15 protein-coding genes are annotated in these 13,146 nt (G+C 63.2%); 10 read left to right on the forward strand and 5 right to left on the reverse strand.

The genetic code is table 11. The features are described from left to right. The first annotated feature begins 173 nt into the window (after positions 1-173). Entirely contained in the window at positions 174-2,078 is a 1,905-nt protein-coding gene (locus ACTJKE_RS12840) for an adenylate/guanylate cyclase domain-containing protein (protein ID WP_057253888.1), read from the forward strand. Between the two features lie 24 nt (positions 2,079-2,102). Here ACTJKE_RS12840 and ACTJKE_RS12845 read toward each other — a convergent pair whose 3' ends face one another. Continuing rightward, positions 2,103-2,693, reverse strand: a complete 591-nt coding sequence (locus ACTJKE_RS12845) for a TetR/AcrR family transcriptional regulator (RefSeq protein ID WP_113512683.1) — start codon at positions 2,691-2,693, stop codon at positions 2,103-2,105. Between the two features lie 169 nt (positions 2,694-2,862). On the opposite strand from ACTJKE_RS12845, the gene ACTJKE_RS12850 reads away from it, so the two are divergent. Next, entirely contained in the window at positions 2,863-3,282 is a 420-nt protein-coding gene (locus tag ACTJKE_RS12850) for a RidA family protein (protein ID WP_113512685.1), read from the forward strand. Positions 3,283-3,563: 281 nt separating this feature from the next. Here the strand turns inward: ACTJKE_RS12850 and ACTJKE_RS12855 are convergent, their stop codons facing one another. Together ACTJKE_RS12855 and ACTJKE_RS12860 are read right to left on the reverse strand one after the other, a co-directional pair. After that, positions 3,564-4,421 carry a sigma-70 family RNA polymerase sigma factor gene (locus tag ACTJKE_RS12855; RefSeq protein WP_113512689.1) on the reverse strand — a complete coding sequence of 286 codons (858 nt, stop codon included), beginning with the start codon at positions 4,419-4,421 and terminating at the stop codon, positions 3,564-3,566. Continuing rightward, positions 4,421-4,891 (reverse strand): carboxymuconolactone decarboxylase family protein, encoded by a 471-nt coding sequence (locus tag ACTJKE_RS12860; protein ID WP_058323837.1) that lies wholly within the window; start codon positions 4,889-4,891, stop codon positions 4,421-4,423. The genes ACTJKE_RS12855 and ACTJKE_RS12860 overlap by 1 nt, the downstream gene beginning before the upstream one ends. Before the next feature lie 234 nt (positions 4,892-5,125). Here ACTJKE_RS12860 and ACTJKE_RS12865 point away from each other — a divergent pair, with 234 nt between their 5' ends. Beyond that, a complete protein-coding gene (locus tag ACTJKE_RS12865; RefSeq protein ID WP_162764675.1) occupies positions 5,126-5,518 on the forward strand; it encodes a hypothetical protein in 393 nt (130 codons plus the stop codon). A gap of 358 nt (positions 5,519-5,876) precedes the next feature. Here the strand turns inward: ACTJKE_RS12865 and ACTJKE_RS12870 are convergent, their stop codons facing one another. Next, positions 5,877-6,140, reverse strand: coding sequence for a hypothetical protein (locus ACTJKE_RS12870; RefSeq protein WP_113512693.1), 264 nt, complete (start codon positions 6,138-6,140; stop codon positions 5,877-5,879). A gap of 176 nt (positions 6,141-6,316) precedes the next feature. Here ACTJKE_RS12870 and ACTJKE_RS12875 point away from each other — a divergent pair, with 176 nt between their 5' ends. From ACTJKE_RS12875 to ACTJKE_RS12895, 5 genes are read left to right on the forward strand one after another with little or no spacing between them, the layout of a single operon-like run. After that, on the forward strand, positions 6,317-7,297 hold the full coding sequence (locus ACTJKE_RS12875) for an ABC transporter substrate-binding protein (protein ID WP_113512695.1): 981 nt from the start codon (positions 6,317-6,319) through the stop codon (positions 7,295-7,297). Positions 7,298-7,305: 8 nt separating this feature from the next. Beyond that, on the forward strand, positions 7,306-9,078 hold the full coding sequence (locus tag ACTJKE_RS12880) for an ABC transporter permease (RefSeq protein WP_440691894.1): 1,773 nt from the start codon (positions 7,306-7,308) through the stop codon (positions 9,076-9,078). Then, the gene (locus tag ACTJKE_RS12885) at positions 9,066-10,121 is read left to right on the forward strand and encodes an ABC transporter ATP-binding protein (RefSeq protein WP_113512699.1); all 1,056 of its coding nucleotides are present in this window, start codon (positions 9,066-9,068) and stop codon (positions 10,119-10,121) included. Before ACTJKE_RS12880 ends, ACTJKE_RS12885 begins: the two co-directional genes overlap by 13 nt. Before the next feature lie 54 nt (positions 10,122-10,175). Continuing rightward, on the forward strand, positions 10,176-10,475 hold the full coding sequence (locus ACTJKE_RS12890; RefSeq protein WP_440691895.1) for a hypothetical protein: 300 nt from the start codon (positions 10,176-10,178) through the stop codon (positions 10,473-10,475). Next, a complete protein-coding gene (locus ACTJKE_RS12895) occupies positions 10,472-10,900 on the forward strand; it encodes a type II toxin-antitoxin system death-on-curing family toxin (RefSeq protein ID WP_113512701.1) in 429 nt (142 codons plus the stop codon). The genes ACTJKE_RS12890 and ACTJKE_RS12895 overlap by 4 nt, the downstream gene beginning before the upstream one ends. Here the strand turns inward: ACTJKE_RS12895 and ACTJKE_RS12900 are convergent. Continuing rightward, entirely contained in the window at positions 10,821-11,117 is a 297-nt protein-coding gene (locus ACTJKE_RS12900; RefSeq protein ID WP_113512702.1) for a hypothetical protein, read from the reverse strand. The two genes, ACTJKE_RS12895 and ACTJKE_RS12900, sit on opposite strands and share 80 nt — an antisense overlap. A gap of 258 nt (positions 11,118-11,375) precedes the next feature. On the opposite strand from ACTJKE_RS12900, the gene ACTJKE_RS12905 reads away from it, so the two are divergent. Both ACTJKE_RS12905 and ACTJKE_RS12910 read left to right on the forward strand, forming a co-directional pair. After that, positions 11,376-12,173 carry an aminoglycoside phosphotransferase family protein gene (locus ACTJKE_RS12905; protein WP_113512707.1) on the forward strand — a complete coding sequence of 266 codons (798 nt, stop codon included), beginning with the start codon at positions 11,376-11,378 and terminating at the stop codon, positions 12,171-12,173. 164 nt (positions 12,174-12,337) lie between these two features. After that, positions 12,338-12,946 carry a glutathione S-transferase family protein gene (locus ACTJKE_RS12910; protein ID WP_113512710.1) on the forward strand — a complete coding sequence of 203 codons (609 nt, stop codon included), beginning with the start codon at positions 12,338-12,340 and terminating at the stop codon, positions 12,944-12,946. Positions 12,947-13,146: the final 200 nt, after the last annotated feature.

A 13,146-nucleotide genomic window follows, 5' to 3' on the forward strand; every position in this document is an offset into this window, starting at 1 on the left:
GGCGCTGTAGCGCTTTGAAGTGCTGCATGTTTGTGTCCTTCAATCGGCTACGATCGAAGGAAACATGCAGTTGATTCAATGAAATGGTCTATTTGTTTGAAAGATTGCGCATTCCTGCCGGCCCGAGCAGGTGATAGTTTCGCCGAAATAAAGTCACGTTTCGGGGGAGTTGCGTGAACTGGTCCAGGCCTCTCAGGGTGCACCTCAGCGTTCTGGTCGTCGCCTTGCTCATCTGCACGGCGACGCCGATCATCTGGATGGCGTTCAGCCAGGGCAGGGCGGCGGCCGTTCTCGGCGGCGCCAAGCACATGCGCGAGATGAGCTTTCGGCTGATCGAAGGCTACAGGAATGCGTTGGAAGGCGGACATGAGGCCGTCGGACTGGCGTCCGCGGTACCTCAGCTCATACCCACGCCGCCTGCGGAACTTGAGGCAAAACAGCAGTTCTTCCTGGAGGTGCTTCGAAGCGTGTCCAACGCGACGAGCATCTATGCCGGTTATCCTGACGGTTCCTACGTGCAGGTGATCAACACCGAGAGGGACTATGTCCGCCAGAGCCTTTCGGCGCCGGCGGAGGCGAATTTCGCCATCCGGACGATCACGCCCAGGCAGGGTTCGCAGGCTCAGTCGACCCTTCAGTTTCTCGACCGCGAGACAAGGCCGATCGGAGAGCCGAGGTTTGAGCCGACATCCTTCGATCCACGGCAACGTCCGTGGTATCAGGCCGCCGTTTCAAGCGGTGCGCCGGTGTCCGTCGGGCCCTTCGTCGCGGGAACGCTCCGGGTTCCGACGCTCGCTTTGGCCGCGCCGATGAAGGGCGACCACCGGGTCGTGGTTGGCGTCAACATTCACCTGCAGACCGTCAGCCGGCTGCTCGATCCGCGGGAGATTTCGCCGCGCGCCCGGTCCTTCATCATCGGCGACGGCGACACGATCGTCGCCCATTCCGACCCGGCGATCATGGGCAGGATCTTGGGAACCTGGTCGGGCGGGCGCGCCGTCGACATGGGCAGCCTCGACATGAGCGTGGAGGCCGTGGCGCGACTGCGCAAGGATCCGCGCTATGCCAATGGTGGCCTTGCCGAGATTGATCTTGAGGGCGAAAGCTATCTGGCGCAGGTCGCGCCGGTCAGCGTTGACGGCCTGTTCAAGGGGAGCTCGGTCGCAATCGTCGTGCCGCTCGACGATCTCGTGGCGCAGGCCAACCGGTTGCTGGTGCGCAACCTGTTGATTGCCGCCGGCCTTCTGGTGGCCGGCGTGTTCGGATCGCTGATGCTGTCGCGGGTGATCAGCCAGAAGCTTTACCGGCTTGCCGACGAGGCGCGCCGGATCGGCGATCTGAATTTCACCGGCAAGGGCGTGGCGCATTCGTGGATCACCGAGATCAACACGCTCGGGGGCGCGCTTGCTGCCAGCCGCCGTGCCATCGTGCAATTTGCGCTCTACGTGCCGCGCGAGGTGGTGCGGCGGATCATAGACCCTCAGGGCGGGGCGGTGGTCAAGGGCAGGCGGCAGGAGGTGACGGCACTCTTCACCGACATTCGCGACTTCACCACCATTTCCGAGCAGCATTCGCCGGAGGATGTGGTCGACATTCTCTCTGCCTATTTCGAGCTCCTGAACGGCATCGCCGAAGAGCATGGCGGGACCGTGGTGCAATATCTCGGCGATTCCATCTTCGTCGTGTGGAATGCGCCCGTCGAGGATATCAGGCACGCCGAACACGGCTGTCGTTGCGCGCTGGCGATGAAGGCGGCGGTCGAGGGCCTGAATGCTGCCAACCGCCAGGCGGGCCGGCCCGAATTGTTCACACGCTTCGGTCTGCACACCGGTCCGGCCGTCGTCGGCAGCATCGGGGCGGCCTCGCGCCAGCAATACACGGCCATGGGCGACACCATCAACGTCGCCTCCAGGCTCGAAGGGTTGAACAAGGAGTTCAATACGTCGATCCTGGTGAGCGTCGCCGTGCACGACGCGGTCGCCCGCAGCTTTGTTTTCCGCGAAATCGGGCTAGTGCAGGTCAAGGGACGCGCTGCGAAGATCGACCTTTGGGAACTGGTGGGGGAACGCGGCGGGTAGGGCCGGCGGATCGCGCCGCCTGCCTCATCGATCCGCCAGAAAGCCCGAGACCAGTGCGCGGAAAGCATCAATCGCCTTCGGCAGCACGGCCTGCGGATCATCACTGGCGGCGACCCATAGGGCGGCGTTGAGCGCGGCACCGCTCAAGAGCCTCGCTGCGGCTTCCGGATCAACCGGCTTCAGCACGCCTTTCTCCAGCAGCTGCTCGACCGAGCGCTGTGTCGCCTGCAGGCAGCTGTTCTGGCTCGGCCATTTCGAGGGATCGCCGAGCACGGCCGGTCCATCGAGCAGCACGATGCGCTGGACCTCCGGGTCGAGCGCCATCTCGATGTAGGCGGCACCTTCGGCCAGCATGGACTGCCAGGCGTCGTCGCTTTCGCCGCCGATCTCCTTGGCGCGCGCGGCCATCTCGCCGTCGATCTCATTGACGACGGCGGCGAGCAGCCCGCGCTTGTCGCCGAAATTATGGTAGAGCGCGCCGCGCGTCAGGCCGACATCGGCGGTGAGCTCGTCCATGGAAGCGGCGGCGTAACCCTTTTCGGCGAAGGCCTTTCGCCCCGCCGCGATCAGCTTCACGCGGTTTTCTTCCATCGTCTCCTGGCGCGTTCTGGCCATGTTGCCCTCAATTTCATATACGGTGCGTATATGAAATTGACATACGCGCCGTATTTGGTTAGTTCATATACGTGGCGTATATCAAATGAAGCAGGTTTTGTGAAGTTCTGCCTGATCGGGCAGCGCTCGCCCGTTTCGGCGCCCTGGATTCAGGAAAAGGACCAGACAGATGACACGCGATGCAATCTTTCCCGCAAACAGGCATGCGCTTTACGAGGCCCACGGCTATTCGGCCGCGATCCGCTCTCAGGATCTGCTGTTCGTTTCCGGCCAGGTCGGCAGCCGCGAGGACGGATCGCCCGAGCCGGATTTCGCCCGCCAGGTCGAACGCGCCTTCGGCAATCTCGAGGCGACCCTGAAGGCGGCCGGCTGCACCTTTGACGACATCGTCGATGTCATCACCTTCCACACCGACCCGGAAAACCAGTTCGAGACGATCATGGCCATCAAGAACCGGATCTTCACCGAAAAGCCCTATCCGAACTGGACCGCCATCGGCGTCAACTGGCTCGCCGGATTTGACTTCGAGATCAAGGTGATTGCGCGGATTCCGGAGAGTGCTGGAGCCGGGCGCGATCGGGCGGCATAACACCGCCGGTAGACTGCTGACAAAGCCGAAATGCTTTTTGGCGAGCGTTGTCCCATTCTCCCTCATCCTCGCCAGTTGTGGCGGGGATCCAGCGGCCCGACGTCGGTCGGGTCAAAAGAACCTTTCAGCCCAAGGACTTGGGCTGGCTAGATTGCTGTGACAAGCACAGGAATGACGGAGATTTTAGCTGACGCCCGCTTCCCCGACGAGCTTTCAATGATCAGCAGTCTGTCGGGTGGCTTAGTGCCGCCCGGAACAGTAACGCCGGATAATGCCCACGCCTAATGCAGATGCACCAGCTTGTCCGGGTTGCGCACCACATAGATCGCCACCACCTTGCCGTCCTCGATCTCAAGCGCGGTCGTCTGCAACTCGCCGTCGGCCTCCCTGGTGACGAAGCCGGGGAGGCCGTTGATGAAGCCGGCACGCACGAGGGTCGAGCCGTGTTTGGCAAAGAGGGCGGCCAGTTGCTGGTGCACCTTCATGACGGCATCGAAGCCGAGGATTGGCCGCATCGCCGCCGGGCGTTTGCCGCCGCCGTCGGAATGGACGCTGACATCGGCGGCGAGCATCGCGCCGAGCGTCTTCATGTCGCCGTTTCGGGAAGCCGCGAAGAAGGCATTGGCCAGTTCGAGCCCGCGCTGTTGTTCGATCTGGAAGCGCGGTCGTTCCTCGCGCACATGGGTGCGGGCGCGGGCGGCGAGCTGGCGGCAGGCGGCGGCATCGCGCTCGATCGTCGTTGCGACCTCCTCGAAGCTCAGGCCGAAGACATCGTGCAGCAGGAAGGCGGCGCGCTCCAGCGGGGAGAGCCGTTCAAGCGCCAGCATCAGGGGCAGGGTGACATCGTCCTCCGGCTCCTCTTCGACCACGGGATCGGGCAGCCAGGGGCCGACATAGGTCTCGCGCTTGAGCCGCGCGGATTTCAGCTGGTCGAGGCAGAGCCGCGTGACGGTGCGGCGCAGGAATGCTTCGGGTTCGCGCACAGCCGCACGGTCGGCCCCCATCCAGCGGATGAAGGCCTCCTGAACCATGTCCTCGGCATCGGCGACGGAGCCGAGCATGCGGTAGGCGACGCGGATCAGCTTCGGACGCAGCGGGTCGAAAACCGCCGCTGCGTCCTCTTGGGGGGTGCCCGTCATCAGGCGGCCTTCTCGGCTGCGGCCTTTGCCTCTGCCGGATCGACCCAGAGGCCAAAGCCGACGGCCAGGCGGTTCCAGCCATTGATGACGTTGATCATCAGCGTGAGCTTCACCTGTTCCTCCTCGGTGAACTGTTGCTTCAGCGCTTCGTAGGCCTGTTCATGGGTGTGGCCTTCCGAAAGCCGCGTCAGCGCTTCGGTCCAGCCTAGCGCGGCGCGCTCGCGATCGGAATAGCACGGCGCCTCGCGCCAGGCCGAAAGCAGATAGATGCGCTGCTCGGTCTCGCCCTTGGCGCGCGCTTCCTGGGTGTGCATGTTGATGCAGTTGGCGCAACCGTTGATCTGCGAGGCGCGGATCTTGACGAGTTCGATGATGGTCGGGTCCAGGCTCGCGGCAACGGCCATCGAAACGCTGGTCCAGCTTTTCATCAGCTGGGGGGCGGCGGCGAAAAGGTCGATCTTGGCAGTCATGGTTCCGTTTCCTTTCGTTGGTTCCGATACCATGACGAGCGAGCTACGGCCGGTGTGACATCGGCGCGAAATTTTTTTCGACAAGGAGCGGAGCGCCAGGCGGACCCGCGGGCAAGCGCTCCCCACACGGAGTTGGGGTGCAGATACCGTGTCAGCGGCTTCGGCACACATAGTCCGTTTGATTGACTATGCCGCCCTGCGTTCATGTGTAAGTGTATGCGATCTGAATTTCTATTGCAGGTCGTGATGGGGCGCCTGCGGGACGTATTTGTGCCGGACGATTTCCGTGCGTGGTTGTCACGGCTTTTCTTCGGCGTGGCTGAGGGTGCAGAGGACGAGAGAGGACGTCTTACCATGGCGGGGATATTCAGGTCGCTCAAGAGGGTGTTGACCGGGCAAGTCATCCGGCAATCCGATATTCAGATCATGAACGGTACTTGCGTACTGTCGTTGCGCGTGAAGCGCGAAAGCGGAAGCGGTCGCTTCTATGTCGTGCTGGCTGCGAAGGCCTCGGGCAACTATCAATACTACCCGCTGGAGCCAGATGAGTTCGAAAGGTTGTTTGACGCTGCCATCGAAACCAGAGTCGCGTTGCAGCCTGAGATCGGCGAGGCGCCCAAGCTTTGATTTAGCGGCGCAGCCTGGGCACGCTGCTCGGGCCGGAGGGGAGGATTGCAACAATTGAAGGCTGACCTGTCACGCTTCCTGTAGAAGGTCGGCCATAAGGTTCGTCGCAATCGTCGACGCGGCAAAACGCAAAATCTTCATCGTCTACGCACGCGTCCTGCTTGCCGGCCACGACGAGGAGACGGTCAGCCTCAGGCCGTCGGATGCCACCAGATTGTGGGCGGAAGTGGAACATCTGGCCGCATCGAGGGCGAGCGCAACATCAAATCGGAAATCCCGATGCAAGAGATCAAGGAGTCGTTTGAGGTCACCAGCTGATCACGCCTTGGCTTTCCACGATCCACGCGGTCCGCGGCGCCTATTCGGCGGCCGGTTGGCTGCGGCGTTCCAATATGGATTGAAACAGATCGGCCTGGCGCTCGGCGGCGAGGCGAATTTTCTTGAGCTGTCCGAGCAACGAGCCGAAGGCCGCAAGCGCGATGCCTGCGCCGACGGCCGGCAATGCCGACCGCAGGGTAAGGATAACGCCCACCCAGCCGAAGGACGGCACGATTGCGTGCAGCGCATCCGCCAGCGATACGACGATAAGCACCGCTCCGGCAATTTTCAGAAAAGTGTCCATGGCAGTTCCTCCACTCGCATGCCGTGCAAGCTTTCTCGGTCTGCACGTCTTGTCAAGGGAGCGTGCGTTCTCCCGGTGAGGGAGCGCGACAGGGGGGCTTGTGGTTCTCGCCTGTCACACCCCTGTAAAAGGGCGGCTCTATCCCTCGGCGCCAGTTTCAACACGAGGGTATATCCATGAAATCCTTTGTTTCCGTCCTTGCCGGCGCTCTCGTCGCGGGCCTGCTTTCGACCGCGGCCTACGCCGATAATCTGGTGCTCTATACCAGCCAGCCGAACGAGGACGCGCAGGCGACCGTCGATGCCTTCCAGGCGGCCAATCCCGGTATCGAGGTCGAATGGGTGCGCGAGGGCACGACCAAGATCATGGCCAAGCTGATGGCCGAGATCGAGGCCGGCAATCCGGTCGCCGACGTGCTGCTCATCGCCGACACCGTGACGATGCAGCGGCTGAAGGAAGCCGGGCATCTCGCCGACTACAAGTCGCCGGAAGCGGCCAACTACGACGCTTCCCTCTATGATGCCGACGGCGCCTATTATTCGACCAAGATGATCACGACCGGCATCGTCTACAACACCTCGGCCGCGATGAAGCCTGCCGGCTGGCAGGATCTCACCAAGACCGAAGCCAAGGGCCTCGTGACCATGCCGAGCCCGCTGACCTCGGGCGCGGCGCTGATCCATGCGCAGACGCTGAGCAACATCGATGGTCTCGGCTGGGATTATTACAAGGCGCTCGCGGCAAATGGTGCCACGGCTGCTGGCGGCAATGGCGGCGTGCTGAAGGCGGTTGCGACCGGCGAGAAGGCCTATGGCATGCTCGTCGATTTCATGGCGATCCGCGAGAAGGCCAAGGGTGCGCCGGTCGAGTTCGTCTTCCCGGCCGAGGGCGTTTCGACTGTCACCGAGCCGGTCGGCATCCTGAAGACTGCCAAGAACGTCGACGCCGCCAAGAAGTTCGTCGACTTCCTGCTGTCCGAGGAGGGCCAGAACACGGCGGTGAAGATGGGCTACATCCCGGCCCGCAACGGCGTGGCGCTGCCCGAGGGCTATCCGGCCCGCGAGACGATCAAGGTGTTGCCCGTCAACGCCGCCGACGCGGTGAAGAACTCCGACGCCGACCTCAAGACTTTCTCCGGCATCTTCGGCACGAACTGATATCGGGAATGCTTGAACGCAATGACCTGCGCAGCCGGCCCCGCTGGCTGCGCTTTCCCTTTCAAAGCAGCACGCAGGACGTGCCGCAGGCGAGGGTGGGTGCCAGACCCGCCGCCGAGCCGCGCTGGCTGGTGCCCTTCGTTTTCGCCTGCCTGTTTCTGCTGTGCCTGCTGCCGCTCATCAGCCTGGCCAAGGCCGGCTTTGCCGGGCTCGTCTCCGGGCAGTCGATCGGCGTGCTCACCGAACCCGCGACCTTTGCAGCGATCCGCAACACGCTGATAACGGCGACCGGCGGCATGATCGTCTCCGTCGTTATCGGCGCTATCTTCGCCTTCGCCGTGGCGCTGACGGATGTGCGCGGCAAGCTGGCCTTAAGCTTCGCCTTCATGCTGCCGATGATGATCCCGCCGCAGGTGACCGCACTTGCCTGGGTGGAAATGACCGGGCCGGCGAGCCCGCTTCTGAAGACGCTGGGGATCGCGCCGCCGCTCGGCAGCCCGCAGCCGCTCTATTCGCTCGCGGGCATTTCGCTGCTTCTCGGCGTCCAGCACGCACCGCTGGTCTTCCTGGCGCTGAAGGCCGGGCTTTCGGCCTCGCCGCGTGATGGGGTGGAGGCGGCAAGGCTTGCGGGTGCCACGCCGTTCCGCGTCATCAGCGATATCGTCGCGCCGCTGTCGCTGCCGGGTCTGATTGCCGGGGCGGCGATCGCCTTCGTTTCGGGTGTGGGCAATTTCGGCATTCCGGCGATCCTCGGCATTCCCGCTGGGATCGAGGTGCTGCCGACCTTGATCTACACGAGGCTGGCAAGCTTCGGTGCCGGCACCTTCGGCGAGATCGCGCTGCTTTCGAGCCTCATCGCCGTGATCGCCGCGGCCGGGCTGATCCTGCAGCAGCGGGCGCTCTCAGGGAAGGACTACCGCATCATCGGCCTCTCCGGCGCCAATGCCGCTTTCGCGCTCGGGCGTTATCGCTTGGTCGTGGAGATGGCGCTGGTGGCGATCCTGTTCTTCGTGCTGGTGGCGCCGCTGGCTGCGCTTGTCGCAAGCTCGATGGTGCCGGCCTATGGCGTGCCGCTCAACCTTCAGACCGTGTCATTGCGCGCTTACGAAGAAATCCTCTTTCGCCAGTCGATGACGCTGAAGGCGCTTGGCAATTCGACGTTCCTTGCGACCACCGCAGCACTTGGCCTGCTCGCGGTCTCCGTACCCGCGGCCTACCTGATGACCCGGCGCAAGGGCTTGCTTGCCAATACGCTCGGCATCCTTATCGAGATCCCCTATGCGCTGCCCGGCATCGTGCTGGCTGTCGCCTTCATTCTCACCTTTGCGGCTCCGTTGCCTCTCCTCAGCGTCTCGCTCTACGGCACCATCTGGATCATCCTGATCGCCTATTTCTCCTCGTTCCTGGCCGTCAGCCTGAAACCCGTCATGAGCGCCTTTCTGCAGATGGATCCGTCGCTGGAAGAGGCGGCGCGGCTTGCCGGCGCGGGTTTCCTCAGGCGCATGCGCGACGTGATCCTGCCGCTGGTGGCGCCCGCCGCCGGGGCTGCGATCATCCTCGTCTTCCTCATCGCCGCCAACGAACTCACGGTTTCCGCGCTGCTCTGGTCGGCCGGCACCCAGACGCTCGGCGTCGCCATCTTCAATCTCGACGACAGCGGTTCGTCCGATCTTGCCGCAGCGCTCTCGGTGCTGGTGGTGATCATGGTCGTGATCCTGATGGCGGCGCTCGAGGCGCTTGCGAAATATCTTCCCGAGGGCGTGCTGCCGTGGCGCAACTGATCCTCAATCACCTCACCAAACATTTCGGCGGCGGGCGGCCGGCGGTATCGGATGTTTCGCTGACCGTGCGGGAAGGCGGCTTCCTGGCGCTGCTCGGTCCCTCGGGCTGCGGCAAGACCACGGTGTTGCGCATGATCGCCGGCTTCGAGCAACCAACCGACGGCTCGATCGATTTCGGCGAAAGGCGGCTTTCCGACGCATCGCGGGCGCTGCCGCCGGAACGGCGCAACATGGCGATGGTGTTCCAGTCCTATGCGCTCTGGCCGCATATGACGGTGGCGGAGAATGTCGGCTATCCGCTGAAGGCGCGCGGCATTTCCGGCGAGGCCTGGCGACGAAGTGTCGGCGAGGCGCTGGCGCTGGTGAAGCTCACCGATTATGCTGATCGCCGGCCCGCGGCCCTTTCCGGCGGCCAGCGCCAGCGCGTGGCGCTTGCCCGCTGCCTGGTGACCTCGCCGGATGTGGTGCTGCTCGACGAGCCGCTCGCCAATCTCGACCAGCATCTGCGCAAGTCGATGGAGGAGACCTTCCGCATCTTCCACGAGCGCTCGGGCGCGACGATGATCTACGTGACCCACGACCAGGCCGAGGCGATGGCGCTCGCGACCGATGTCGCCGTCATGTCCGAGGGGCGGCTGATGCAGATGGCGTCGCCGGCGGAGATTTACGCGAGGCCTGAGGGTGCCGTCGTCGGCGGTCTGATTGGCCGCGGCTCGGTGCTCAGGCTGCCGCTGTCCGAGGGGGCGCCCAGGGCGCTGGAGTGGCCGGCGCTGCGGACCGCACTTGGCGGCATGGGCGAGGCGGGTGCGAGCAATGGGGCGATCCGTGACGTGCCAATGCGCGATGTGCTTGTGCGGCCGGAGCATGTGCGCCGCGACGGCGAGGGGGTGGCGCTTCGGGTCATCGCCTGCTCCTTCGAGGGCGAGCGTTTTGCGCTGACGCTTTCGCTGCCCGACGGGCAGGCGTTGAAGGCCTATGGCGACCAGGCGATGAAGCCCGGAGAGACCGGGCGCTTCGTTGTTGGCAGGGGCTGGCGGCTTTAGGGAAGGAGGTTGCGCCTTCTTGGGAACGCCACTTCCAAATGCTATATCGTAGCTATGGTCAAGAATGTCAGGAAGACAACGGGAAGAGTTGCGGATGCCGCGATAAGGCGTGAGCTTTACCGCGACAAGGACGGCATTTTTCACGAACGGCTGAAGTACAATAGCGAAGTTATTTCTCAATCCGTAGTCGGATCTTCGCGGTCCACTTCGAACCTACGACCGCAGACGGTTGTCGTCAAACAGGAGCAAGCGCCTGCGGCAGCCAGTAGCGACGAAACCTACGACATCTCAAAGGAGGCGGCAGAAGACGTGTTCGCCCGCTTTGATTGGATGCTCTCCGAACTCGCCAAATGAAGCCAATATCCTTCGACGCCTGGGTGCAGGCCCATGACCTGACCATCAAGCGGCACGGCGGTGTTTCGGGCATCCGGGATGAAGGGGCCATTCGAGGCGCGATCGCGCGTCCCGTCAACATTGCGCTCTATGAAGGTGAGGTCACCGTCGGGAGGCTGGCGGCGGCCGTATGCGTTGGTATCGCCAAGGCGCACGGCTTTACCGACGGCAACAAGCGTGCAGCGCTATTCGCACTCGCCATGCAATTGCTCATCCTCGGCTACCGGCTTGACGCCACCCAGAAGGATATGCGCGATGTCATCTGGTCTGTCGCCGATGCCGATTGCCCGCTTTTTAGAGTGCTGTTCAATCACAATCCGGCTTGTCGAGCCGGACCTCGAATTGGCGCGGGCCGACCAGTCCGGGTTTCGACGGCAGGCCGATGATCCTTGCGATGACGGTGCATTTGCCCGCAATCACCGCAAAGCGGTCGCGGCCCTGGCTGATGATCTTGTCGATCGGATATCTGGGAACCGCGGCGGCAACCGCGTCGATGACGGCGGTGAGTTCGCGGGCGCGCTGATAGTTCGACGCAAGGGCTGCAGCCGCCTGACTGGCGGCAAGAAGGAGGGCGAGGCAGCAGACGGTCGATCGGGCGAACATGGCAAGGCTCCTGTTTGGGAGAGGCAAGCAAGATGGCTGAGCAAGTTCAAGCATATCCGGTTGATCGGCACGCCGAGGGACGCGATCCGTTGACAGTTGCTACAGCGCCGCGCGTCTTATCAGACGCGCAAAGGTCGCTGTAGCACTTTGAATTGCTGCATGTTTTTTGTCCTTTAATCGGGTACGATTAAAGGAAACATGCAGTAGCCTGAAGCCGATCCTCGGCCCGACTTCGTCTCCAGCCTCCCGAACGGTCCGATGACATCCGAAACCTCGGCACAAGAAACGCCGCTTGCCGGCGGCAACGTCAACGCAAGCGTCGTGCGTGTGAGCGATACGGTGCGTCGCGCAACCGCGCCGCAGAGCGCAAGCGTGCACCGGCTGCTCCTTCATCTGGAGGCTAGGGGCTTTCAAGCATCGCCGCGCTTCCTGGGCATTGATGATCATGGGCGCGAGGTCCTGAGTTTCCTTGATGGCGAGGCCGGCGTGTCTTCGGAGATCTGGCTTTCCGAGCGTGCCTTGACCGCCGCTGCCGCGCTGCTCAGGGCCTATCATGACGCGACTGCCGATTTCGAATTCACGGCGGCCGATCTCTGGGCCTCCCGGGATCCGGATCAAAGTCGCTCAGAGGTCGTCTGCCACAATGATTTTGCGCCGTACAATCTCATTTTCCGCGGCGGCGAACCGGTGGGGGTCATCGACTTCGATCTTGCTGGGCCCGGGCCTCGCCTGCGTGATCTTGCCTATCTCGCCTATTGGATGGTGCCGCTTTCCTTCCATACCGAGGAATTGAAGGTGGCGGCGCTGGCGGATCTCGACGACGGCAGCCGGCGTCTCAAACGCTTCTGCGAAACCTACGGCCTTGCCTGCGACGACGCGCTGCTTGCCATGGTGGTCGAGGTGCTTCGGCATATGGGCGACGAGGCGGCGATGCTGGCGATGATCGGCGCGGCCGCGACCGAGCGCCTGAAGCGGGACGGGCATCTCGATCACTGGCAGCGGGAACGGGAAGCCTTCGAGCGCCATAGGGCATTGCTGTCGCTAAACATTGCGTAGCCGCCTTTGACGCGCCGAGAGCAGGTCGATGGCTCGGCGAAAAGATTTGCTGTCCTTTGAAATAAACCATTGAGTTAAATGAAACCGGTTGCTATATACAACCAGTATCCCGCGTAGATGCGTTGGGGAAACGAGGCGGGTGGCCTCATCGACAGGAGGATAAGATGAAGCTTTATCAGGGCATGGGGCCGAATTCGTATCGCGTACGCATCTTCATGGCGGAGAAGGGGATTTCGGTGCCGATGGTGGATGTCGATTTCGCCAAGGGCGAACACCGGGCGCCGGAGTTCCTGGCGGTCAATTCGCTCGGGCAGATCCCGGTGCTGGAGCTCGACGACGGCACGATCATCACCGAGAGCGTCGCGATCTGCCGCTATCTCGAGGAGACGAACCCTAAGCACCCGCTCTTCGGCCGCGATGCCGTCAGCCGTGCCAAGGTGGAGATGTGGAACCGGCGCGCCGAACTGGTGATCCTCGGCACCGTCGGCAATGTGGCGCTGCATTCCGACGCCTTCTTCGCCGAGCGGCTGACGCAGTTTCCGGCCTTTGCCGAGACCGAGCGGGAGGCGGTGCCGAGGAAATGGGGCTGGCTCGACGACGAACTTTCGGATGGGCGACCCTTCCTCGCCGGTGATGAGTTCTCGATCGCCGACATCACTGCAGGTGTGACGGCCTGGCTCTGCGATGTCTTCGGCATGGAGATCCCGGCTTCGGCCCGTCATGTTCAAAGCTGGCTGGAGCGGGTGCGTTCGCGGCCGAGTTTTGAGGCGTAGAATTCAGCGGATTTCGTCCGTCGGGCTGATGGGGATTTGCCCCTCATCCGGCCTACCGGCCACCTTCTCCCCGCCACGCGGGGAGAAGGAGACTCGCGGCGGCCGCTCGTTCCATCTCGGCCAGTCTCCGTTGCCGCTTCTTGCACGGACAATGTCAGATCGTGAGGCGGCGTTGGTTCTCGTCCCCTCTCCCCGCAGGC

Source organism: Ensifer sp. 22521 (genome assembly GCF_052044795.1).
GTDB lineage: Bacteria > Pseudomonadota > Alphaproteobacteria > Rhizobiales > Rhizobiaceae > Ensifer.